Genomic DNA, 24,536 nt, shown 5'->3' on the forward strand with positions numbered 1-24,536 from the left:
TGTAACAATATCGCTGTCAGGCAATGTGCCCGTTCAGGGACACTGTGAAGAATAACAGATTACGACTAGGAGAGGTAGCATGGCGAAATATCTGGTGATAGTAGAATCACCTGCAAAAGTGAAAACAATAAAGAAATTTCTCGGTGCGAATTACGATGTGGAAGCTTCTAACGGACATGTCCGTGATTTCCCGAAGAGTCAGTTCGGAATTGATGTTGAGCATGATTTTGAACCCAAATATATAACGATCAGAGGAAAGGGAGAACTGCTTGCAAAGCTTCGCAAGGCTGCAAAGAAAGCAGATAAGATTTATCTTGCAACTGACCCTGACCGCGAGGGAGAGGCAATTTCCTGGCATCTGATGCAGGCATTAAAAGAAGATCCGAAGAAGATGCACAGGATTACCTTTAACGAGATTACCAAGACAGCAGTAAAATCATCGATCAAACAGGCCAGAGACCTGGATATGGATCTGGTAGATGCACAGCAGGCAAGACGTATGCTTGACCGTATGGTAGGTTATACCATCAGCCCGCTTCTCTGGGCAAAAGTCAAGAGAGGCTTAAGTGCGGGGCGCGTACAGTCTGTTGCGCTTCGTATCATCTGTGACAGAGAAGATGAGATCAATGCGTTTATTCCGGAAGAATACTGGAGCCTGGAGGGAGATTTTCAGGTGAAGGGTGAGAAGAAACCGCTGCAGGCGAAGTTTTATGGAACAGATAAAAAGATGGATATCCACAGCAAAGAGGAAATGGATAAACTTCTGGCCTCTCTGAAAGATAAAGAATATGAGATCAATGAAGTAAAGAAAGGCGAGAGGATCAAGAATGCACCGCTTCCCTTTACTACAAGTACCTTACAGCAGGAAGCAGCCAAGACCTTAAACTTTTCCACACAGAAGACAATGCGTCTGGCACAGCAGCTGTATGAAGGAATTGATATCAAAGGAAATGGAACGGTAGGTGTGATCTCTTATCTGCGTACAGATTCTACCCGAATCTCAGAGGAAGCAGATGCTGCTGCAAGAGAATATATCACTGCTCAGTACGGAGAGGATTATGTTTCAAAGTCTGAGAAAGCTGTGAAAAAGGGACAGAAGATCCAGGATGCTCACGAAGCGATCCGTCCTACAGACATCAGCCGTACACCGGCTGTACTGAAGGAATCTCTTTCAAGAGATCAGTTCAGACTGTATCAGCTTATCTGGAGACGTTTTGCGGCCAGCAGAATGGCTCCTGCAAAATACGAAACAACATCTGTAAAGATTGGTGCAGACCAGTATATTTTTACAGTCTCTGCCTCCAAGATCATATTTGACGGATTTATGTCTGTATACACAGATGAAGAGGACCAGAAAAAAGGAAATGTTCTGAATCAGAGTCTTGAAAGAGGAATGAAGCTTAGTCTTAAGGAACTGAAACCAGAACAGCATTTCACGCAGCCGCCTGCACATTATACAGAGGCATCTCTGGTCAAGACTATGGAAGAACTGGGAATCGGACGTCCAAGTACCTATGCGCCGACGATCACAACGATCATCAGCCGCCGTTATGTTGCAAAAGAACAGAAGAACCTGTATGTTACAGAGTTGGGGGAAGTTGTCAATAATATTATGAAACAGGCTTTCCCGAGTATTGTAGATGTAAATTTCACTGCGACTATGGAAGGGCTTCTGGACTGTGTGGCAGCAGGAACTGTAAAGTGGAAGACAGTAGTAAGCAACTTCTATCCGGATCTGAAGAAGGATGTAGATGCTGCAGAGGAAGAACTTGAAAAGGTTGATATTCAGGATGAAGTGACAGATGTGATCTGCGAAAACTGTGGCAGACATATGGTGATCAAATATGGTCCTCATGGACGATTCCTTGCATGTCCGGGATTTCCGGAATGCAAAAATACCAAACCATATTTTGAGAAGATCGGGGTGGCATGTCCGAAATGTGGAAAAGAGATTGTGCTTAAGAAAACAAAAAAAGGACGTAAGTACTACGGATGTGAGGATAATCCGGATTGTGATTTCATGTCCTGGCAGAAACCATCAGCAAAGAAATGCCCGAAATGTGGAAGCTATATGGTGGAAAAGGGGAATAAGCTTGTCTGCAGCCAGGAGACATGTGGATATGTAGAGACAAAGGACGAGAAAGAATAATAACGGATTGTAAATGTTATAAATGGGACTGTTGCAGCAGTTGAAAATGAATTTCATTAATGCAACAGTTCCGTTTTTTGTCTTACAGTCAGTGACTTTCTGACTTTTTGTCTTCAATCCTTTGAATTTTTGATGATGATATTTATTGAATAATATTATAAAAGGAATCTATTTTCAGAAAAGCAAAAATAAATAAAAAAATAGTAAAATTTGTCTTGTAATTTGACTTTAAAACGTGTAAAATCAAAGTATCAGTAATGTTAATGACCATGTGTGTCTGAATCTTCCTTGCGAGCAAAAGAAAGTGACTGCTCATTTATGAAATAATGACAGAAAGATTTCGGATATGTACAGGGTGAAAGGAGGACAATATGAGTGTTCAGCTGCTGGATAGAACAAGAAAAATTAATAAACTTCTGCATAACAGCAGTTCCAGCAAAGTGGTATTTAATGACATCTGTCAGGTTCTGATGGAGACACTGAGTTCCAACATTCTGGTTCTCAGTAAAAAAGGAAAGGTTCTGGGTGTCAGTTTATGCCCGGGAGTAGAGGAGATCACTGAACTGATCGAGGACAAGGTTGGCGGATATGTAGATTCCCTGTTAAACGAGAGATTTCTGGGTGTCCTGTCAACAAAAGAGAATGTAAATCTTCAGACACTGGGATTTGAACATGTATCAAGCAGTTATCAGGGAATCATTAATCCGATAGATATTGCAGGGGAACGACTGGGTACTGTATTTATGTATCGTTATGAGAAACCATATGACATTGAAGATATTATTGTCAGTGAATATGGAACAACCGTTGTAGGGCTTGAGATGATGAGAGCGGTTCATGAAGAGAATGCTGAGGAGGACAGAAAGCAGCAGGTAGTGAAATCTGCGTTTAATACTTTATCTTTCTCCGAACTGGAGGCGATCATCCATATTTTTGATGAACTTGACGGAGATGAGGGAATCCTGGTTGCAAGTAAGATCGCAGACCGCGTGGGAATCACCAGATCTGTTATCGTAAACGCTTTGAGGAAGTTTGAAAGTGCCGGTGTGATTGAATCCAGATCTTCCGGTATGAAAGGAACCTACATTAAAGTGCTGAATGAAGTCATCTTTGATGAACTGGAAGAGATTAAAGCTCAGAGAAATAAGAAATCCTGATATAGAAGCTTCCATAAATAATGAATGCAAGAAGGCTGTCTGCTGTATGGTGGACGGTCTTTTTATTATGTTACAGGAATTATAGCAAGCCTCTTAATTGATGTATTTGAAGACAATTCAACTGAATGCGAAAGACAAGGAAGATATGACAAAATTATTTGTAAATTAAGAAAACAAAAGAAAAAAAGAGTATATATAAGTAAAAAAGAGAATATAGATTATTTTATAATGATAAAAGCACTTGCGAAATCGACTCATTTTCAATAATATAAGGACAGTGATTAGCACTCGAAGTAAATGAGTGCTAGCAAAAATCGGCAGAATTAGACAGAGTGCCGAAACAGTTGCCGGATATTAAGAATAGCAGAGACGGTAACAGAGATTCCAGGTTGGAGAATAAAGGAGGATATAGATCATGACATTAGTACCTTTAGGTGACAGAGTTGTATTAAAACAGGTTGAAGCAGAAGAAACAACAAAATCCGGAATCGTTCTTCCGGGACAGGCACAGGAGAAACCACAGCAGGCAGAAGTTGTAGCTGTAGGACCTGGCGGAGTTGTTGACGGCAAAGAAGTAAAAATGGAAGTAGCTGTAGGTGATAAAGTTATCTACTCCAAATATTCAGGAACAGAAGTAAAGATGGATGGCACAGAATACATTATCGTAAAACAGAATGATATTCTTGCAATTGTTAAATAAGCAATATCAAAATAGAAAACATAAATGAAGATACTTATAAGATAATATTTACAGGATGTAACATGAAATACCGGCTAAGTATCAGAAAGAATTCATAGAGATCAAAATTTGAATCAGGAGGTCATATTATCATGGCAAAAGAAATTAAATTCGGCGCAGAAGCCAGAGCAGCTCTTGAAGCTGGTGTAAATAAATTAGCTGATACAGTAAGAGTAACATTAGGACCGAAAGGAAGAAACGTAGTTCTTGACAAACCATACGGTGCTCCGCTTATCACAAACGACGGTGTTACAATCGCAAAAGAAATTGAACTGGAAGACGGATTTGAAAACATGGGCGCACAGCTGATCAAAGAAGTTGCTTCCAAAACAAACGATGTAGCAGGTGATGGTACAACAACAGCTACTGTTCTTGCACAGGCTATGGTTCACGAAGGAATGAGAAACCTGGCAGCAGGCGCTAACCCGATCATCCTCAGAAAAGGAATGAAGAAAGCTACAGATGTAGCTGTAGAAGCAATCAAGAACATGAGCCAGACAATCAGCGGCAAGAAACAGATCGCAAACGTTGCATCTATTTCCGCAAGCGATGAGACTGTTGGACAGTTAGTAGCAGATGCTATGGAAAAAGTTTCCAAAGATGGCGTTATCACAGTAGAAGAATCCAAGACAATGCACACAGAACTTGACCTTGTAGAAGGTATGCAGTTCGATCGTGGATATGTATCCGCATATATGTCAACAGATATGGAAAAAATGGAAGCAAATCTGGAAGATCCATATATCCTGATCACAGACAAGAAGATCAGCAACATCCAGGAAATCCTTCCATTACTGGAGCAGATCGTAAAAGTTGGTGCGAAACTTCTTATCATTGCTGAAGATGTAGAGGGTGAAGCTCTTACAACTCTGATCGTAAACAAATTAAGAGGAACCTTCCAGGTAGTAGCTGTCAAAGCTCCGGGATATGGTGACAGAAGAAAAGAAATGCTTCAGGATATCGCAATCCTTACAGGCGGCCAGGTAATCTCCGAAGAAGTTGGTCTGGAACTGAAAGACGCAACTATGGAGCAGTTAGGACGTGCAAAATCTGTTAAAGTTGCAAAAGAGAACACAGTTATCGTTGACGGTATGGGTGACAAAGATGCAATCGCAAACCGTGTTGCTCAGATCCGTGGACAGATTGAAGAAACAAAATCTGAATTTGATAAAGAAAAATTACAGGAAAGACTTGCAAAACTGGCTGGCGGCGTAGCTGTTATCCGTGTTGGTGCTTCCACTGAGACAGAAATGAAAGAAGCTAAGCTTCGCCTGGAAGATGCTCTTGCAGCTACAAGAGCAGCAGTAGAAGAAGGTATCATCGCAGGTGGCGGATCTGCTTACATCCACGCATCCAAAGAAGTTGCAAAACTTGCAGCAACTCTGGAAGGTGACGAGAAGACAGGTGCAAATATCATCCTGAAAGCTCTGGAAGCTCCTCTGTTCCGTATTTCTGCAAATGCAGGACTTGAAGGTTCCGTAATCATCAACAAAGTAAGAGAATCCGAACCAGGAATCGGTTTCGATGCTCTGAATGAAAGATATGTAGACATGGTAAGCGAAGGCATCCTTGACCCTGCAAAGGTTACAAGAAGCGCTCTTCAGAACGCTACAAGCGTTGCTTCTACATTACTTACAACAGAATCTGCTGTTGCAATTATTAAAGAAGACACACCTGCACCGGCTGCTAACCCGGGAATGGGAATGATGTAATCTTTAATAAACGATAAAATTATACCGCAGTATGCTTATAGCAATTCTCTGAAATAATGCATCTTAATCCAGCCCATCAGAGTGTGAAATCCTGCGTCAGATATCTTTGCCATGTGTCAGCACGCCTGCAGATATCTTCCTTGTCTTTCGCACTCTGCTGAACTGTCTTAAATGCATTATTTACGAGGATTGCTATAGATAAAAACAGCGCAGGCGGAAATATGTGAAACGGAACCGTCGTCATAGACGATGGTTCCGTTTTGTGATATAATGCAGAAAAACAGCATGATGAATAAAATATAATTGTTAAATATGCTGTGCAAAAAAAGCTGCTTTCAACAGCTGAACAAATGAAAAGGAGACGAAACAATGGGCGACTTGTATTCAGAATTACTGGTAAAGAAAGATAAGACGGCTAAAGACAGCCTGCTCAAATACGGTCTGATCGTTTTGACAGTGCTGGCAGTATTTGCCGGACTTATCATCACACCGCTGGCACTGATCATTGCCGTAGCGCTTGGAATTGCATGCTATTTTGTAATCCCGAAAACAGATGTAGAATATGAATATCTGTTTATCAATGGCGATTTTGACATCGACATGATCATGTCAAAGACAAAAAGAAAGAAAGTAAAGAGCTTCAAATTATCAGAAGCAGATCTGGCAGCACCGCTGGATTCCCACAGAATGGACTATTACAACGGAAACCAGAACATGAAAGTACTGGACTTTTCATCAGGAAATCCGGAGCATAAACGCTTTGGTGTTATCACAAGACTGGACGGAAATTTATGCAAGATCATCCTGGAACCGGATGAGTCACTTGCACAGGCTATGAAAAATTCAGCACCGAGCAAAGTTTTTTTGGATTGACATAGAATCTGATTTTTGTTACACTTGTTGAAAATAAAAGGACCAGTTGCTGGTTCCTTTTTACATTACAATAGTAATTTAATTTCATATACGCAAGGGAGGAAATGCAATGGGTACTATCATTGGTGAAGGCATTACTTTTGATGACGTGCTGTTAGTTCCGGCATATTCAAAGGTAATTCCGAATCAGGTAGATGTCACAACTTACTTAACAAAGAAGGTTAAACTGAACATTCCTATGATGAGTGCAGGAATGGATACAGTAACCGAGCATCGCATGGCGATCGCCATGGCGAGACAGGGTGGTATTGGTATTATTCATAAGAATATGTCCATTGAAGCGCAGGCAGAAGAGGTAGACAAGGTAAAACGTTCTGAGAACGGTGTTATCACAGATCCTTTCTATTTATCTCCTGAACATACACTTAAGGACGCAGATGAGTTAATGGCAAAGTTCCGTATCTCCGGTGTGCCGATCACAGAGGGCAGAAAACTGGTCGGAATCATTACCAATCGTGATCTGAAGTTTGAGACAGATTTCAGCAAGAAGATTAAAGAGTGCATGACTTCTGAGGGACTGATTACAGCCAAAGAGGGAATTACACTGGAAGATGCCAAGAAGATTCTGGCAAAATCACGTAAAGAGAAATTACCCATTGTAGATGATGACTTTAACTTAAAAGGCTTAATTACTATTAAAGATATTGAGAAACAGATCAAATATCCTCTGGCTGCAAAGGATGAGCAGGGACGTCTTCTCTGCGGTGCTGCGGTAGGAATCACTGCTAATGTACTTGCACGTGTTGATGCACTTGTAAAGGCATCTGTAGACGTGATCGTAATTGATTCTGCACATGGACATTCAGAGAACATTCTGAAGGCTGTACGCGAGATCAAGGCAGCATATCCGGAACTGCAGGTGATCGCAGGTAACGTAGCAACAGGTGCTGCGACAAAGGCTCTGATCGAGGCCGGTGTAGATGCAGTTAAGGTTGGTATCGGACCTGGATCTATCTGTACCACACGAGTTGTTGCAGGTATCGGTGTTCCGCAGATCACTGCTGTTATGGACTGCTACGAAGCTGCAAAAGAATATGGAATCCCGATTATTGCAGACGGTGGTATCAAGTATTCCGGAGATGTCACAAAGGCAATCGCAGCCGGTGCGAATGTCTGCATGATGGGAAGCATGTTTGCAGGATGCGACGAGAGCCCGGGAACATTCGAACTGTATCAGGGCAGAAAATATAAAGTATACCGCGGTATGGGATCTATCGCAGCTATGGAGAACGGAAGTAAAGACCGTTACTTCCAGGAGAATGCGAAGAAACTTGTTCCGGAAGGCGTAGAAGGACGTGTTGCTTACAAAGGACATGTTGAGGATACTGTATTCCAGCTCATGGGCGGTCTCCGTTCCGGTATGGGATATTGTGGAGCAGAAACTATTGAGAAGCTTAAAGAAACAGGCAGATTCATCAAGATTTCTGCTGCATCTCTTAAGGAATCTCATCCACATGATATTCATATCACAAAAGAAGCTCCGAACTATAGCGTAGATGACAAATAATAAATTTCAGGTGTAATATATGCCCCGGCTGGCTGCTGATGGAAAGAAATAAGATTTCCAGGCATGCCGGCCGGGGTATTTTTGCAGGGAGTAAAATCCCGTAAGAGAAGGTAAAAATGCAAAAGCATATAAACAAAAAGAAAAAAACAGATACCAGAACAGGGAAAACTGCAGTAAAAAAGAAAAACAGCAGGTCGAAAAGACGAAAGAGCAGCAGAGTAAGGCAGAGAAATCAGAGAATTCTTATGAGCCTTATGCTGCTCGTGATCATAGTTCTGAGTGGGTGGATCATAATAAATCGGGCCAGTGAAAATGGATGGAGTATTGGGGACTTTTTACATAATTCTGACACGATGATTTCTGATGCGGAACAGTCAGGAACAGATAATGCGGATTCTTCAGGCGGACCGGAACAATGGCAAAAAGAAGGGGCGCCGTACATAGATGTGGAACTGCTGACGCCGAATGAATATTCCAGACCGCAGATTCCCATTGAGAGTGTACAGTATATTGCCATTCATTATACTGCAAATCCGGGGGCAACAGCCATTGCAAACAGGAACTACTTTGAGAATCTGGCGACTACTCATGACACAAAGGTGAGCAGTCATTTTGTGGTGGGGCTGGATGGGGAAGTGGTGCAGTGTATTCCTACGTCAGAGATGTCCTATGCGACGAACTCACGTAATGTAGATACTTTGTCCATCGAGTGCTGTCATCCGGATGAGACGGGGAAATTTAATGAGGCAACTTATGATTCGGCAGTGAAGCTTTCTGCGTGGTTGTGCGTGCGGTTTGGGCTTACATCAGAGAACGTGATCCGGCATTATGATGTTACCGGAAAAAACTGTCCGAAATATTATGTGGAGAATCCGGATGCATGGATACAGATGAAATCGGATATTGCGGTGCAGATTGATGTTGATTATGGTTTGCAGGATGTTCAGTAAAACGAAAATTCAGCACAGTACAAAAAAATTTGCCTTGAAATCTACAAAGAAGTATTGTACTATAATAACAACGTGTGATTTTTTTTCACAACAGTGCCTGCATGACTGGCGGAAGTAGGATTACCTACAGGGAGTGCAGCGAGTATATGAGCCGACCGCCTGGGCAGCCTGGAAATTATTCAATGAATAAATAGGTTTCCCAGGCTTTTTTTAACCTTATTTTTAACGAAAAGGAGAAAAATTATGGAAATGTTATCACTGGAAAAAGAACTGAAAGAGAATTCCTATCCTGGCAGAGGAATTGTGATTGGACGTTCCGCAGACGGTAAGAAAGCAGTGACAGCTTATTTCATCATGGGCAGAAGCGAGAACAGCAGAAACAGAGTATTTGTAGAGGATGGTGAGGGAATCCGTACCCAGGCATTTGATCCGTCCAAACTTACAGATCCGAGTCTGATCATCTATGCACCTGTACGTGTACTGGGAAACAAAACAATCGTAACTAACGGAGATCAGACAGATACCATTTATGAGGGAATGGATCATCAGCTTACTTTTGAGCAGTCCTTAAGAAGCAGAGAATTCGAGCCGGACGGTCCGAACTATACACCTCGTATCTCCGGTGTTATGCACGTAGAGAACGGAAAATTCAACTATGCAATGTCAATTCTCAAGAGCAACAACGGAAATCCGGATGCATGTAACAGATACACATTTGCATACGAGAATGCCATTGCAGGAGAGGGACATTTCATCCATACTTATAAATGTGACGGAAATCCACTTCCAAGCTTTGAAGGCGAACCGAAATTGGTAGCAATTCCGGATGATATGGATGAGTTTGCAGAACTTCTCTGGAACAGCCTGAACGAAGATAACAAAGTATCTCTGTTTGTAAGATATATTGATATTGAGACAGGTAAGTACGAAAGCAAGATCATTAATAAGAATAAATAATAGTCACTTACTGAGTACAGATAGTGCTCATAGATTATTGTGAACATAAGACGATGCTTTCGCAGTAAGAAATTATTTACAGGAATTAATTTTAAAATACTTATTTGGTTCATACGGAGGATTTATATAATGAAAGAATTCGAATTAAAATATGGCTGTAACCCGAATCAGAAACCTGCAAAAATTTATATGGCAGACGGATCTGAGCTTCCGGTAAAGATCCTTTCCGGAAGACCGGGATATATCAATTTCCTGGATGCTTTTAATGGCTGGCAGCTGGTATCCAATCTGAAGAAAGCAACAGGACTTCCTGCAGCTACATCTTTTAAACATGTATCTCCTGCCGGTGCTGCTGTAGGACTTCCTCTTACAGAGACTCTGGCAAAGATCTACTGGGTAAATGATATGGACTGGAAGAATTTTTCACCATTAGCATGCGCTTATGCAAGAGCTCGCGGTGCTGACAGAATGTCCTCTTTTGGTGATTTTATTTCTCTTTCTGATGTGTGTGATAAAGATACAGCACTTCTGATCAAGAGAGAGGTATCTGACGGTGTTATTGCACCTGGATACACAGAGGAAGCACTGGAGATCCTGAAGCAGAAGAAAAAAGGAAACTACAATGTGATCCAGATCGATGAGAACTTTGTACCGGCTCCGCTGGAACACAAAGAAGTATTTGGTGTAACTTTTGAGCAGGGCCGTCAGGAGCTTGAGATCGATGATGCAATGCTTTCCAATATTGTGACAGAGAATAAAGAGCTTACAGAGGAAGCAAAACGAGATATGAAGATTTCTCTGATCATCCTGAAATATACACAGTCCAACTCTGTATGTTTCGTAAAAGATGGACAGGCTATCGGTGTTGGTGCAGGACAGCAGTCACGTGTACATTGTACAAGACTTGCAGGACAGAAGGCAGACAACTGGTTCCTTCGCCAGTGCCCGAAAGTGCTGAATCTGCCATTTAAAGATACAATTTCACGTGCGGAACGTGACAATGCCATTGATGTTTATATCGGGGATGAATATATGGATGTACTTGCTGATGGTATGTGGGAGAAAACTTTCACGGAGAAACCGGAAGTATTTACAAAAGAAGAGAAACGTGCATGGCTGGATCAGATGACGGATGTTACACTGGGATCTGATGCATTCTTCCCATTCAGTGATAATATTGAGCGTGCTCATAAGAGTGGCGTGAAGTATATTGCGCAGCCGGGTGGATCTGTGCGTGATGATGCTGTGATCGAGACTTGCAATAAATATGGAATGGTGATGAGTTTTACTGGTATCAGATTGTTCCATCACTAAATCCAAGTGACGTGTGAAAAAAATAATGGTTTGGGGCGCGGTTTCGGAGCCTAAGAAAAACTAAGCGTCAGGGAATCTGCTAAAAACATGTAAAAAAATCTCAAACTCGCCGCAAATGCGGCTCAGACAGTGAGATTTTTTTACATAACGCAGATTTCCTGACGCTAATTTTTTCTAAGACTCCTGCAAATGCGCCCCAAACCATTATTTTTTTCACACTGAATATTGGCTATAGATGTTATTCGCAGATATGGAATTGCTATAGTCATGGAAAGTTAATAGAAGGGGATGAAAAAAGCATCAGCCTTAGCTGATGCTTTAAGAGCGATAGACGGGGCTCGAACCCGCGGTCTCGACCTTGGCAAGGTCGCGCGTTACCAACTACGCCACTATCGCATTTATGATGTCGTTTGAGGGAATACCTCAGCGACAAAATATATGATACTATATACAGTGGAGTTTGTCAAATGTTTTTTTATTTATTTTGAAATTTTATATAATGGTTTTATTGAAAAATTATGACTCCCTGAAAAGTGCTGAAATTGGCACTTTTCAGGGAACAATACTTACATATTAAGTTCTTTCATTAATTCTTCCTGAGAAATGAATTCGTGACAGTCAGGGTTGTTTTCGATTTCCTTTAACATTATTAAATCTGTTTCATCGGGTTCTACTTTTTCTATATCTGCGAATGTATCAGGCAGTTTAAAATGTTTTTGAATAATATGCCAGAATATATTAGCATCTTTATCACTCATAATTGATACAGCACCTATAATACGTTCTTTAACAGCAGTCATAAAATCACACTCCTTTATAAATCTGTCCACGATTGCCAATCATTCTAATAAAAATAATATTGTCAATATTATTAAAAATTACACGATAATCGCCTATTCGTAGTCGATAACCGTCTTTGCCTTGCAATGCTTTAACATCTCCCTTTGGGAGCACTGATATTGCATTAAGAATCCTCTTTTGAGTAATAGTATCTTGTTTCTTTAAAAATTTAAGGGCTTGTTTTGAATATTTAATTTCCAGATTTCTCACTCCTTTACGAAAAAATATTTATATCTTATCTTTCGTAAGGCAGAATAGAATTCTGATAATTTTACTATAGCATATAGAAATCATAGAAGCAACATAGTTTATGAAGATTCCGTGAAGGATGGGGTGGAAAATGTTACTGTTCACACACCACTATCCCGCGAGGTGTTTTGGCATGAATATGCCAAAATCCCGAGACATACAAGCCAAAATTCCATTGCCGCAGGCAATCTGGAATGAATTTTGGCTACGTTACTGAGAACGGAGTGAACAGTAACTGGAAAATTGCAAATTGGGAGGGGGTGTGCTATGATAGGACAGACGGAGAGAGACTATAAAGGAGTTGAGGCTCAGTTTATGAAGAAAAAAATTTTAGTATTATTAGTTTGCAGTATGCTTACTTTACCAACAACAGTTTCTGCGGATATTCTGGATTATGAGGGGACAATTAATGCTTATAAGGAGGATAATAAGATACCGCAGACATTTGAGATTGATGATGGAAGTGGAGAGAAGGTAACGGCAGTTGCCAAGTCGGATAAGGTTTCTGTTTCTGCAAAGGCAACTTATATACGCTCTATGCCGGGGAAAAACGGAAAGAAGCTTGTAAGAGTGTATCTTGGTACCGGTGTAGAGAGAGTGGCCGTATGTGATAATGGCTGGAGTAAAGTGACTTATGAGAAAAAGAGCAAAAAGGGTACGGAAAAGATCAGTGGCTATGTGCCCACAAAACATATCAATGACAGTGATCAGGTTGCTCAGGCAAAGGGAACTTTTACAGCACTGAAGGACAGTGATATTCTGGATTATCCGGGAAAGAAGGATGGACAGGTAGTAGGTGAGGTCATTCAGGAGGATGAAGTGAAGCGCCTGGCTACAGTAAATGGCATCTGGAGTCAGATTTACTATAAAAAAGAGAATGGAAAAAGAGGCATTGGATATATTCCAACCAGTGTTCTGGAGAATACAGCAGCAGAGGAGAATACGGAAGAGTCAAAGGTCGCTAAAGTAGACGGCGAAGAAGCTGGAACGATTCATAAGAGTGAGGGCAAAGGCGTTTTTGCAGAGGCTGTGGATGGTGTAACTGCTTCAAAGGGAGAGTCTGTGGATGGAGTGAAGGTGGGAACTCCGGTAGCTGTGTCTTCAGATGCGTCACTGGTTCCGCTGGGAACCTTTAAGATTACTCATTATTGTCCCTGCAGTATTTGTTGTGGCCCTTGGGCAAATGGCATTACTTCTACAGGGGTGACTGCTACGACAAACCGTACGATTGCGGTGGACCCTACACAGATTCCATATGGATCTAAGGTTGTGATCAATGGACAGGTTTATGTTGCAGAGGACTGTGGTGGTGCGATTAAACATAATTGTATAGATATTTATGTTGCTACCCATCAGGAAGGGGAGGACAAAGGGGTATATTATACAGATGTTTATTTGTTAAAGTAGAAAATAAGAAAGAATTTAACCGAATCAAGTAGCAAAGCGGATTGCGAATATCCGTTTGACCTGAAAATAAAAATCCGGAAGAATCTGGAAATGATCTGTTATATCTGTAATCATTTCAGAAGTTCTTTCGGATTTTTTGAAATTATCTTTTATGCGTTTTTTAATGCCTGTTCGATGTCAGCAATGATGTCTTCAACATTTTCAATACCAACGGAGAGACGGATCATTCCCGGTGATACACCGGCTTCTGCAAGTTGTTCGTCGTTCATCTGACGGTGAGTATGGCTTGCAGGATGCAGGATCATGGTTTTGGATGCTGCTACGTGCGTTGCGATGGTGGCAAGCTTTAAGCTGTCCATAAAGCGGACTGCAGCTTCTCGGCCTCCTGTCAGTTCAAAGGAGATAACGCCGCAGGTTCTGCCTTCGTTCATGTATTTCTGAGCAAGTGGATAGTATTTGTCATCAGGAAGTCCTGCATAGTTTACATGAGATACTTTCTCATGGGCATTCAGAAATTCTGCAATTCTTTGTGCATTATAGCAGTGACGTTCCACGCGGAGAGGAAGAGTTTCAAGTCCCAGGTTTAACAGGAAGCAGTTTGTAGGAGACGGGATAGAGCCCAGGTCACGCATTAACTGAGAGGTTGCCTTTGTGATATAAGCCTTCTTTCCAAACTGTTTAGTATAAATAACACCATGATAAGATTCATCCGGTTCAGTCAGTCCATGATATTTATGTCCATAGGCATCCCAGTCAAAGTTACCGCTGTCAACGATAGCTCCGCCAACCTGCACAGCATGTCCGTCCATATATTTGGTTGTGGAATGGGTGACGATATCAGCTCCCCATTCAAAAGGACGGCAGTTTACAGGTGTAGCGAAGGTGTTGTCTACAATAAGCGGAACTTCATGTTCGTGAGCAACCTTTGCGAATTTTTCAATATCAAGAATTACCAGGGCCGGGTTTGCGATGGTCTCTGCGAAAAGTACCTTTGTATTAGGACGGAAGGCAGCTGCAATTTCTTCAGGGCTAGCATCGGTGTCAACGAAAGTGCAGTCAATGCCAAGCTTTTTGAAGGTAACAGCCAGGAGGTTAAAGGTTCCTCCGTAAATAGTAGAAGCCGCCACAACATGATCACCTGCTTCGCAGATATTGAAGACTGCATAGAAGTTGGCAGCCTGTCCGGAAGAGGTAAGGATAGCGGCAACACCACCCTCCAGATCTGCAATTTTTGCTGCTACAGCATCATTTGTGGGGTTCTGCAGACGGGTATAGAAGTATCCTTCTGCCTTAAGATCGAAGAGCTGTCCCATTTCATCAGTAGTATCATATTTATAAGTGGTACTCTGATAAATCGGGAGTGCGCATGGTTCACCCTTAGACGGAGTGTAACCGGAATGGAGACATTTAGTCTCGACTTTAAAGTCACTCATGAGTTTAGTTCCTTTCTTATGTGAAATATTGCTTCAATAAAATATTGTATTAATATTGGGAAAATTGTGATGATATTGATACAAAATTTCATGATAGTCTTAGAGCGTGTCTGAAAAATCATTCCCGCAATCTGCACGCCCCACTTTGCGGGATATTTCACCCGAATTCAGTTGCCGTAGCCCGCTACGGCGCCCTCATCCGGGCAAAATATCCCACAAATTGTGACGCACATCTTGCAGAAAGCCTTTTTCAGACACACTCTAGAGCGTGTTTGAAAAATCATTCCCACAAATTGTGACGCACATCTTGCGGAAAGCATTTTTCAAACATACTCTGGAAAAATTATACTGCTGAAAGTGAGAGAAGACAATATTAAAAAATGAAATAAAAAAATGCTCAGGCTTTTTCTAACCAGCCGTGAGCAAAAAAAGAAAATAAAAAATGCCCAGGCTTTTTCTAACCAGCCGTGAGCAAAAAAGAAAATAAAAAATGCCCAGGCTTTTTCTAACCAGCCGTGAGCAAAAAAGAAAATAAAAAATGCCCAGAGCCGGAATCGAACCAGCGACACGAGGATTTTCAGTCCTCTGCTCTACCAACTGAGCTATCTGGGCATTTGGTCTGTGAACTGTTGTGTATCACAGGCCTTATAATAGCATATCGATTGTTTGAATGCAAGTAATTTTTATGATTTTTGCGAAAAAAGAGAAAATTATAACAAAAATTTATTTTATCTTGCCATAAGGTAGATTTTTTCCATATCTCTCATATTGAGCTGTTTAAAGACTCCAATGGTGCGAGTGTCCTCAAAACTGCATTTGAATGCAAGATCATGAATTTGCTGATCTGTGAGATCCAGCCCCAGTTCATGTAAACTGGTGGGCATTTCTACAGACCGGAAGAAATTTTCCATTGCTTCAATTCCTGCAAGGGCTGTTTCTTTATAATCAGTTCCACATGGAATGTCAAATACATTGGTGGCAAACTGAGCAAAACGTTCAGGGTTCACCTCGTAGACGTATCGTGCCCAGCTTCCCCAGATAGCTGCCAGACCTGCTCCGTGAGTTACATTGTAGACACCTCCCAGTTCATGTTCAAGCTGGTGGCATGCCCAGTCACCACCACCTGTACCGCATCCGGTCAGACCGTTGTGGGAAAGGCTTCCTGCCCACATAATTTCTGCCCTGGCGCTGTAATTGTCTGGTTCTTTCATAAGAATACGGGCATTGTAAATGACTGTCTGCATCAGAGCTTCGCTGATACTATCTGTAATCTCCATAGTTTCAATATTTACAAAATATCGCTCCATGGTGTGCATGAGGATATCTACACATCCGCTTTCTGTCTGATACTGTGGGAGTGTGTAGGTGAGACGTGGATTTAAGATGGCAAATTTCGGCCTGCAGTAATCTGTCTTTGCACATCCACGTTTTTCTTTTGTTTCTTCATTTGTGATAACACTGGAACTGCTCATTTCACTTCCGGAAGCCGCAATTGTAAGGATGACACCAATGGGCAGACAGCCGGTTGGAACAGCTTTTTTCAGACAGAAATCCCAGACATCATTGTTCGGATTGGCAACGCCATAGCCGATGGCTTTGGAAGAGTCAATAACACTTCCTCCTCCTACAGCAAGGATAAAGTCTACATGTTCTTTTTGGCATAATTCGATTCCCTCGCGGACTTTGGAAAGAAGTGGATTAGGAATGACACCACCCAGGGTGATGTATTCAAGACCTTCTTCTTTCAGATTAGAAGTGATCTCATCAATCAGTCCGGAACGGACAGCACTCTGACCTCCATAATGGATCAAAACTTTTTTTGCTCCATACTTCTTCAGCAGGGAACCTGCCTGAAGGTGGGTATCTTTGCCAAAGAGAACCTGTGTTGGTGTATAATATTCAAAATTTCTCATAATATGTAAACGACCTCCTATAGATTGAAAGGTTAACTGAATCAGGTAAGTCCTCTGCTTTAATTGTAAAATGTAATGAGCAGTAGGTGGGACTTCCTTTTTATATTAAAGCAAATAATGGAAAAATAGTCAAAAAATAATAAAAAAATTAAAATTTGAAAGTAATTTTTGCTGGTTCTCAGAAGACATTTTTGGAAAGATTCCAGTACAGATATCTATAATTTTCTGCACACAGAAAACGGAAAGACAGAAATTTATAGATTTTGGACAGAATATTTTATGGGCATTATGTGAATGGAATGCTATGATAAATACACTTAAATATACAAAGTGAACAAAAAAAGGAGGAAACAAGAAATGAAAAAAAGAATGTATAAGATTATGGCACTTGCCATGACAGCAGCTATGGTGGTACCTATGGCAGCGCAGACAACGGTATTTGCAGCTGACGACAAAGAAATTACCTACTGGAATATCGCGGTAGAGAGTCCGGATAAAGATATTGTTACCGCAGCAGTAGATAAGTTCAACAAAGAAACAAAGTCAGGCTACACTGTAAATCAGGTATCCATTCAGAACGATACATACAAAGAAAAACTTGTTATCGCAATGAGCTCCGGTGAGTGTCCTGATATGTACTCAAGCTGGTCCGGTGGTCCGATGTATGAATATATTGATTCCGGATTTGCTCAGCCGATTGATGATCTTCTTGATAAGTCCGATGTTAAAGATAAACTTCTGGATGCAGCTATTGAACAGGGAAGCTACAACGGACATGTATATGCGATCCCATATCTGAATGTTTCTCTGGCAGGTATCTTCTACAACAAAGATATGTTTGAACAGTACGGACTTGAAGAACCGAAGACATTAGCTGATCTGGAAAATATCTGTGCAACATTAAAAGAAAACGGAATTACACCTTTTGCACTTGCTAATGGTTCCAAATGGACAGGTTCCATGTACTTCATGTCTCTGGCAGCACGTTATGGCGGACTGGAACCATTCCAGAATGCAGTTGCAGGAACCGGCAAATTCACAGATGACTGCTTCATCAAAGCAGGTGAGAAGATTCAGGAGTGGGTTAACAACGGATACTTCCCGGATGGCGTAAACTCCTTAAGCGAAGATGACGGACAGGCAAAACAGTTAATGTATCAGGAGACCGCAGGTATGCTTCTCTGTGGCTCATGGTATACAGGAACATTCCAGTCTGACAGTGAGGAATTCTATCAGAAGATCGGCTGGTTCCCATTCCCTGCAATTGATGATTCCGATGCTGATCCTACAATCCAGATCGGTACTGTAGGTGATCAGTTCATTTCCTTCAACTGTGAAGGTGATAAACTTGCAGCAGCATTTGAATGTGCAACAGATCATTTATCTGATGAAGTTGCAGACATGACATACTCTAACAACAAGATTGTTCCTGTAAAAGATGCAGGAGACCACATTTCAGACCCTGTTGTAAAGGAAATTTTTGATGCAGCTCAGGAAGCATCTTCTATCCAGTTGTGGTATGACCAGTATCTGCCAACATCTGTTGCATCTGCACATCTTGATGGCTTACAGGAAGTATTTGGTCTGACAAAGACTCCTCAGGAAGCACAGGAAGAAATGCAGAAAGCAATGGACGAATATTTAAGTACCAAATCTGATTCCGGCGCAGCAGATGATACTGCAGAAGAAGCTACAGATGATGCAGCAGCAGATGATGCTGAATAATCTTTAAAGGAAAGCAGGCATTCATTCTGACCTGAGTAAGGGTAGAAAAGAAGGGTTCTGCACATGCCGAAAGTGCAGAACCCTTTATCTTGAAAAACAATATGTGAGTACACAGAGCGTGCTTGAAAAATCATTTCAATGTCAAATTACGTATCAGACAGCATGTCAGAAAATATATAAAAACCATCTCAGAAATATATCTCTAACATATTCCGAAAGCATTTTTCAAACATACTCTGGCATACGTTAGGTCAGATGATCAAATCTCAGAAAGTATTAAAAAGGAGGCACCAAAATGAATGAAAAAGGGATATCTCTGGTTCAGTTAAGACAGAGAAAAACACGTCAGACAGCAGCACTTTTTCTGGCACCTGTTATCATTTTATTAGTAGTATTTATCGCATATCCGATTATTGATACATTTATTACAAGCGGATACCAGTGGAATGGTATTTCCGCAGACAAGAAGATGGTAGGACTTGCAAACTGGGCAAAACTGATCAAAGATACAAAATTCTGGACAGCATTTAAGAACAACGTTATTATCATGATCTTATCTATCATTATCCAGATTCCGTTAGGACTTGCAATGGCAACATTCCTTGACTTTGGCGGTAAGAAACTTACAATTTTCAAGGTTATCTGGTTTATTCCAATGCTTATGTCTTCTGTTGCAATTGGTTTCCTTTTCACATACGCACTTGCAACAAACGGAGGTATTGCCAGCACAATTTCCGGATGGTTCGGAGGGGGCAATATTGACCTTCTTGGTAATCCGAAATTAGCATTGATCACAGTTATTCTTATCATTGCATGGCAGTTTACACCATTCTACATGGTTTACTTTATGGCTGGTTATACAAACATTCCATATGATGTATTTGAAGCAGCCAGAATCGATGGTGCTACAAGAGGACAGTATTTCTGGAAGATTGCACTTCCACTTCTTATTCCGTCAATTAAGAGTGCAGCTATCCTTTCAATGGTTGGATCTTTGAAATACTTCGATCTGATCTATGTTATGACAGGGGGCGGTCCTGGTACTGCTACAGAGCTGATGGCAACCTATATGTACAAAGAATCATTCAAGAACTTTAACATGGGTTATGGCTCAGCCATTGCAGGAGGTATGTTTATCCTGATTACAATGGTATCTATGATTACTATGAAACTTATAAACGGAAAACAGGAGGATTAAGGGATGGACAGCTATAAGAAAAGTAGAAGAAAAAGCATCATAGCCTGGGTCATTGCTTTTGTTCTTGCTATCGGTGCAGCAATTGTATCATTTACACCTTTTATATTCATGGTGCTGAACTCATTCAAAGAGAAATTTGAGATGCTTACCAAGGGTGTATTCCAGCTTCCTGATAAACTGAACTGGTCCAATTACACTGAGGTACTTACAGGAGGGTTTGCAAATTACTTCAAGAACAGTGTGATCGTTCTTGCAATTTCCCTGATCCTGCTGCTGTTTATTTCAGCATGTGCTTCTTATCCTCTGGCAAGATTTAAGTTTAAAATGGCACAGCCGATTTATGCGATCATTGTAGCCTGTATGTCTATTCCTGTACATATTACATTGATCCCTGTGTTCAAAATGTCAAAGTCAACAGGACTTTATGATACAATCTGGTCACTGATCGGACCGTATGTCGCATTCGCAGTTCCGATTTCCGTATTTATCCTGACCAGCTTTATGAAAGAGATTCCGAGGGAAATCGAAGAATCTGCTGAAATTGACGGATGTGGAAAGATTCAGATGTTCTTCTCCATGATTCTGCCGCTTTCCAAACCCGGAATGGCGACACTGGCAATTTACAATGGTGTAAATATGTGGAATGAGTTCTCTTTCGCAAATACACTGACACAGTCCTCACAGAATCGTACCCTGCCGCTGGCAATCTGGGAATTCCAGGGACAGTATTCTATGAATACACCAATGATCATGGCAGTTCTTACATTAACACTTTTACCAATGGTTATCATGTTCATTATTTTCCAGGATAAACTGGTAAAAGGTATGACTGCAGGTGCTGTAAAGGGTTGATTCTTTCTGCAGAATCTGTTGTGTCCATTTACCATTGAACATGGTATGATATTGGGGAGATAAAATCCCCCCTGATCATGTGGGTATATGTGAAATTATGTGACAGATGAGGAAAGACAACATGAACAAATGGAAAACAAAATTCAGCCACTGGAAATTTGATAAAAAAATACTTTTACTTGTGACCGTCAGTATTCTTATTGTAACGCTGACGGTTGCAGGTGTTTCTCTGACTTTTTCTATAGCATCGATGAAAGAGCAGTCTGTAGAACTTCTGCAGATGCAGAATAATACAGTTGCGGAATCTTTTAAGGGATCAATGGATTCATATAAAGAAATCGTATTGGGTACGATCATGGATGATTCTGTGCAGAATTACTGCAGGCAGGTGCAGAGAAATGAGCTGAAGACAGCAGACATTGATGCAGTTTACAGCAAGCTGGAGAATCTGAATAATATGTATGAGAGTCTGAACTTTGCTGCCATTGTCAGTTCGGATTATAAGAGTTACTACTACAGAGGAAAGGGTTCTTTATCAGTTACGCAGTTTGAAGAAGTGTATCCCCAGGCATATGAGAGAAGCAAATATGCGAAGAAAGGAACGCTGAAAGTTGCCTATAATAACGATTATTATAAAGGGAACAGATATACATTGAGTCTGTATTATCCATTATATGATACCAGAAAAGTATCTGATGCAAGAGGGCTTCTGTGCATGAATTTCGATGATCCGGCAGTACAGAAGATGCTGGCTGTAGGAGATTCTTCAGCAGAAACAAGAGTAGTTGACACAGGTGGAATGATACTGCTTTCGAATGATAAAGAGGAGACAGGCCGTTACGTAAATTATATAGATGAGATGGAAAAAGGGATACAGATATTTACAAAGAATGGGAATATGTATGTATGCCAGAAGATTAAGAATTGGAATTATTATGTAGTCAGTTCGATTTCTTTTTATAAACTGATGGAATCAGGATTCCATATAATGGTTGTTGTGATTCTGGTTCTGATCATAGTGCTGATCATAGTAAGCATTATTATAAGAGCACTGGTCAGGAAAATGTATCAGCCCCTTAATAAGGTAGTATCTAAGATGGATCATGTTGCAACAGGTTCCCTGAGAACAAGGATCAATGTTGACAATATGGGTGAAGATTTCACAAAGCTTGCAATTGGTTTTAACTCTATGATGGATGAAATCGAGGTGTTGATGGAACAGGTAAAACTGGAACAGCATCAGCTGGAGCAGATTCGTTTTAATGCCCTTCAGTCGCAGATTCAGCCGCATTTTCTTTATAATACACTGGAATGTATCCACTGGCAGGCGATTGCCGAAGGAAATAAAGAGATTTCCACAATGGTAAAGGCGCTGGCGAAATATTACAGGATCTGTCTCAGCAAAGGACATGACGTGATCACGATCAGAGAAGAAGTAGAGCATATCAGGAATTATATGATTATCCAGAACATGAGATACGACAACATTATCGGAAGTGAGATTGTTGTAGAATCTCAGGTGGAAGAAAGCCTGATACCGAAGCTGACTCTGCAGCCACTGGTGGAGAATTCTATTTATCATGGAATGAAAGTAAAAGAGGGAAAAACAGGTACACTTTATCTTACAGCATATAAAAATGAGGATGAAGTTATCATAAAGGTATCAGATACAGGCACAGGAATGAGTCAGGAACAGATAGATGAAATGAATGAACAGCTCTCCAGATACGAGGATTCCTTTGGATATGGAGTGCGAAACGTAAACAAGAGGATTGAACTTCTTTTTGGAGAGGGATATGGTCTTAATTATCAGAAGAATGATTTGGGTGGGGTAACTGTCGTGATCCATCTGCCATATCAGACAGAAATCAAAAAGAATACAGCAGGAGGTGAGTGGACGTGTGTATAGAGTACTGATTGTTGATGACGAAAAGATGATACGTATGGGTATGAAAAATGCCATAGACTGGAAGAAACTGGAAGTAGATGACGTATTTACTGCTGCATCAGGAAACGAGGCTTTGAAGATTCTTAAAGAAGAAGGTCCTGAAATTATGGTTACAGATATCCAGATGACAGAAATGACAGGACTGGAACTGATTAAAGCGGCCAGAGAATCAGTACCTGAACTGCGTGTGATCGTGCTTACAGGCTTTGATAATTTTGAGTATGCAAGAGAGAGCCTGCGGCTTCAGGTGCAGGATTTCTTCCTGAAACCGATTGATGAAGATGATCTTTTCAATGCGATAGAAAAGCAGATAAAAGAACTGAAAGAGCAGGAAAACAAAGAGCAGAATCAGGCCAGAGTGTGGCGCTCTCAAGGCTCTGTAGTGCAGATGAGACTGGAGCAGTGCATGAGGAATTTGGTGCATACAAAAGCAGATAAAGAGATGCAGTTGTATATTCTCCAGAAAGATTTTCAGTTTGATATTAAGCAGAAAATGAGCTTGATTCTTCTGGAACAGGGAATGTATACAGAACAGCAGAATGACGGAAAATTCCGTGCAATGACTGTTAAAAATGTCTGCATGAGCATGGTGGATTCCCAAAACAGAGGAATCACATTTGTAGATGATGACGGTACGATTGCGATTGTCTGTTTTGAAAAGGATGATGACGACAGCGTTCTGGAACAGATTGAAGAATTGTCGGATGTACTGAAGGATGAATTTGAATATAAACCAAAGATTACGGTTGGAAGTGCTGTGCAAGGATTTGAAAATCTGGCAATTTCCTACAATGATGCCAGATATCTTCTGGAACATGAAAAAAAGAATATTCAGGACATTATACAGACGATGGGGGCTCAGAACAAGAAGAAAATCTTCTGGGAAATCTATGCAGAACTGCGAAATATCATGATTTCCAATATAGGAACTCCAGATTATGTACTAAAGGCATTTAATACCTTTACTAAGGCAACGGAATCCTATAATCTTTCTCCTTCTGCTGTGCGCAGATGTTGTTTCGAGATTGCCTCCTCTTTGATTTTTTCCTACATGGAAGAATCGTGTGAGGTGGAAGAAGGAAAGTTGGATGCACTCTCCAAGAGTCTGTCATCAGCAGGAAAAGAAGAGGCCTGTGAGATTACGAGAATGTTTATTGAGCAGCTTATTGAAAATGATGAAGAGGATGTACATTATACCATTTCCAATGCCAGACACTATATAGATGAGCATCTTGCAGAGGATATTTCGGTTTCCAGCATTGCGGAAAGTCTCTATATCACACCGAATTATTTTTCCAGATTATTTAAGCGGATTACAGGTGAAGGATGTAATGAATACATTGTCAGAAAGAGGATTGAGAAGGCGAAGAGCCTTCTGGAAACTACCAGCATCAAGACTGGAAAGATTGCTATGATGGTAGGATACAGAGATACGAATTATTTCTCACTGGCATTTAAGAAACATACAGGAAAATCTCCGACGAAATACAGAGAAGAAATGCAGAATACATAATGCAGGAGTAGCGGGCTGCGCTGAGGCTTTGTTAATACCT

At 41.0% G+C, this 24,536-nt stretch carries 20 protein-coding genes, 2 tRNA genes, 2 pseudogenes and 1 riboswitch; of the genes and pseudogenes, 17 read left to right on the forward strand and 7 right to left on the reverse strand.

Going from position 1 to position 24,536, the window contains the following annotated elements; all coding sequences use genetic code 11:
- Positions 1-79: 79 nt before the first annotated feature.
- The 9 genes from topA to NQ550_RS05005 all read left to right on the forward strand — a co-directional run bounded on the left by topA (position 80) and on the right by NQ550_RS05005 (position 11,418).
- Positions 80-2,149 (forward strand): type I DNA topoisomerase, encoded by a 2,070-nt coding sequence (gene topA, locus NQ550_RS04965; protein ID WP_025579645.1) that lies wholly within the window; start codon positions 80-82, stop codon positions 2,147-2,149.
- A gap of 371 nt (positions 2,150-2,520) precedes the next feature.
- Complete coding sequence (gene codY, locus NQ550_RS04970; protein ID WP_008705703.1) at positions 2,521-3,306, forward strand: GTP-sensing pleiotropic transcriptional regulator CodY; 786 nt, start codon at positions 2,521-2,523, stop codon at positions 3,304-3,306.
- A gap of 415 nt (positions 3,307-3,721) precedes the next feature.
- Positions 3,722-4,006 (forward strand): co-chaperone GroES, encoded by a 285-nt coding sequence (gene groES, locus NQ550_RS04975; protein WP_008705701.1) that lies wholly within the window; start codon positions 3,722-3,724, stop codon positions 4,004-4,006.
- Between the two features lie 131 nt (positions 4,007-4,137).
- Positions 4,138-5,757, forward strand: a complete 1,620-nt coding sequence (gene groL / locus NQ550_RS04980; protein ID WP_025579650.1) for a chaperonin GroEL — start codon at positions 4,138-4,140, stop codon at positions 5,755-5,757.
- 369 nt (positions 5,758-6,126) lie between these two features.
- Positions 6,127-6,630, forward strand: coding sequence for a DUF6106 family protein (locus tag NQ550_RS04985; RefSeq protein WP_025579651.1), 504 nt, complete (start codon positions 6,127-6,129; stop codon positions 6,628-6,630).
- 109 nt (positions 6,631-6,739) lie between these two features.
- A complete protein-coding gene (guaB, locus tag NQ550_RS04990) occupies positions 6,740-8,197 on the forward strand; it encodes an IMP dehydrogenase (protein WP_008705695.1) in 1,458 nt (485 codons plus the stop codon).
- A gap of 245 nt (positions 8,198-8,442) precedes the next feature.
- Positions 8,443-9,147 (forward strand): peptidoglycan recognition protein family protein, encoded by a 705-nt coding sequence (locus NQ550_RS04995; protein WP_081703264.1) that lies wholly within the window; start codon positions 8,443-8,445, stop codon positions 9,145-9,147.
- 91 nt (positions 9,148-9,238) lie between these two features.
- Positions 9,239-9,319: riboswitch (ZMP/ZTP riboswitch) on the forward strand.
- Between the two features lie 71 nt (positions 9,320-9,390).
- The gene (locus NQ550_RS05000) at positions 9,391-10,104 is read left to right on the forward strand and encodes an IMP cyclohydrolase (protein WP_008705693.1); all 714 of its coding nucleotides are present in this window, start codon (positions 9,391-9,393) and stop codon (positions 10,102-10,104) included.
- Positions 10,105-10,233: 129 nt separating this feature from the next.
- Positions 10,234-11,418, forward strand: coding sequence for a phosphoribosylaminoimidazolecarboxamide formyltransferase (locus NQ550_RS05005; protein WP_008705691.1), 1,185 nt, complete (start codon positions 10,234-10,236; stop codon positions 11,416-11,418).
- Between the two features lie 323 nt (positions 11,419-11,741).
- On the opposite strand, the gene NQ550_RS05010 is transcribed toward NQ550_RS05005, so the two are convergent.
- From NQ550_RS05010 to NQ550_RS05020, 3 genes are all read right to left on the reverse strand, one after another.
- Positions 11,742-11,814, reverse strand: a tRNA-Gly gene (locus tag NQ550_RS05010).
- A 170-nt stretch (positions 11,815-11,984) separates the two neighbouring features.
- Positions 11,985-12,218, reverse strand: a complete 234-nt coding sequence (locus NQ550_RS05015) for a hypothetical protein (RefSeq protein WP_008705688.1) — start codon at positions 12,216-12,218, stop codon at positions 11,985-11,987.
- Between the two features lie 4 nt (positions 12,219-12,222).
- Entirely contained in the window at positions 12,223-12,468 is a 246-nt protein-coding gene (locus NQ550_RS05020) for a type II toxin-antitoxin system RelE family toxin (RefSeq protein WP_008705686.1), read from the reverse strand.
- A 306-nt stretch (positions 12,469-12,774) separates the two neighbouring features.
- Between NQ550_RS05020 and NQ550_RS05025 the strand changes: the two genes are divergently transcribed.
- On the forward strand, positions 12,775-13,914 hold the full coding sequence (locus NQ550_RS05025; RefSeq protein WP_025581302.1) for a 3D domain-containing protein: 1,140 nt from the start codon (positions 12,775-12,777) through the stop codon (positions 13,912-13,914).
- Between the two features lie 149 nt (positions 13,915-14,063).
- Here NQ550_RS05025 and NQ550_RS05030 read toward each other — a convergent pair whose 3' ends face one another.
- The gene (locus tag NQ550_RS05030) at positions 14,064-15,347 is read right to left on the reverse strand and encodes an O-acetylhomoserine aminocarboxypropyltransferase/cysteine synthase family protein (protein ID WP_025581303.1); all 1,284 of its coding nucleotides are present in this window, start codon (positions 15,345-15,347) and stop codon (positions 14,064-14,066) included.
- Between the two features lie 110 nt (positions 15,348-15,457).
- Between NQ550_RS05030 and NQ550_RS23020 the strand changes: the two are divergent.
- Positions 15,458-15,511 (forward strand): annotated as a pseudogene (locus tag NQ550_RS23020) (DUF6783 domain-containing protein); the annotation flags it as partial.
- Here NQ550_RS23020 and NQ550_RS22430 read toward each other — a convergent pair.
- A pseudogene (locus NQ550_RS22430) lies at positions 15,494-15,667 on the reverse strand (DUF6783 domain-containing protein); the annotation flags it as partial. The pseudogenes NQ550_RS23020 and NQ550_RS22430 sit on opposite strands and share 18 nt — an antisense overlap.
- Here NQ550_RS22430 and NQ550_RS22755 point away from each other — a divergent pair.
- Complete coding sequence (locus NQ550_RS22755; RefSeq protein WP_349826277.1) at positions 15,630-15,731, forward strand: DUF6783 domain-containing protein; 102 nt, start codon at positions 15,630-15,632, stop codon at positions 15,729-15,731. The pseudogene NQ550_RS22430 and the gene NQ550_RS22755 sit on opposite strands and share 38 nt — an antisense overlap.
- Positions 15,732-15,886: 155 nt before the next feature.
- Here the strand turns inward: NQ550_RS22755 and NQ550_RS05035 are convergent.
- Positions 15,887-15,959 (reverse strand) — tRNA-Phe (locus NQ550_RS05035).
- 116 nt (positions 15,960-16,075) lie between these two features.
- On the reverse strand, positions 16,076-17,260 hold the full coding sequence (locus NQ550_RS05040; protein WP_008705680.1) for an iron-containing alcohol dehydrogenase: 1,185 nt from the start codon (positions 17,258-17,260) through the stop codon (positions 16,076-16,078).
- Between the two features lie 357 nt (positions 17,261-17,617).
- Between NQ550_RS05040 and NQ550_RS05045 the strand changes: the two genes are divergently transcribed.
- From NQ550_RS05045 to NQ550_RS05065, 5 genes are all read left to right on the forward strand, one after another.
- Entirely contained in the window at positions 17,618-18,985 is a 1,368-nt protein-coding gene (locus NQ550_RS05045; protein WP_025579794.1) for an extracellular solute-binding protein, read from the forward strand.
- Between the two features lie 295 nt (positions 18,986-19,280).
- Complete coding sequence (locus NQ550_RS05050) at positions 19,281-20,183, forward strand: carbohydrate ABC transporter permease (RefSeq protein WP_025579795.1); 903 nt, start codon at positions 19,281-19,283, stop codon at positions 20,181-20,183.
- Positions 20,184-20,186: 3 nt separating this feature from the next.
- Complete coding sequence (locus NQ550_RS05055) at positions 20,187-21,035, forward strand: carbohydrate ABC transporter permease (RefSeq protein WP_025579796.1); 849 nt, start codon at positions 20,187-20,189, stop codon at positions 21,033-21,035.
- A 121-nt stretch (positions 21,036-21,156) separates the two neighbouring features.
- Positions 21,157-22,944, forward strand: a complete 1,788-nt coding sequence (locus tag NQ550_RS05060; protein ID WP_025579797.1) for a sensor histidine kinase — start codon at positions 21,157-21,159, stop codon at positions 22,942-22,944.
- On the forward strand, positions 22,937-24,496 hold the full coding sequence (locus tag NQ550_RS05065; protein ID WP_025579799.1) for a response regulator: 1,560 nt from the start codon (positions 22,937-22,939) through the stop codon (positions 24,494-24,496). Before NQ550_RS05060 ends, NQ550_RS05065 begins: the two co-directional genes overlap by 8 nt.
- Positions 24,497-24,536 lie beyond the last annotated feature (40 nt).

It is taken from the genome of Blautia wexlerae DSM 19850 (assembly GCF_025148125.1).
GTDB lineage: Bacteria > Bacillota > Clostridia > Lachnospirales > Lachnospiraceae > Blautia_A > Blautia_A wexlerae.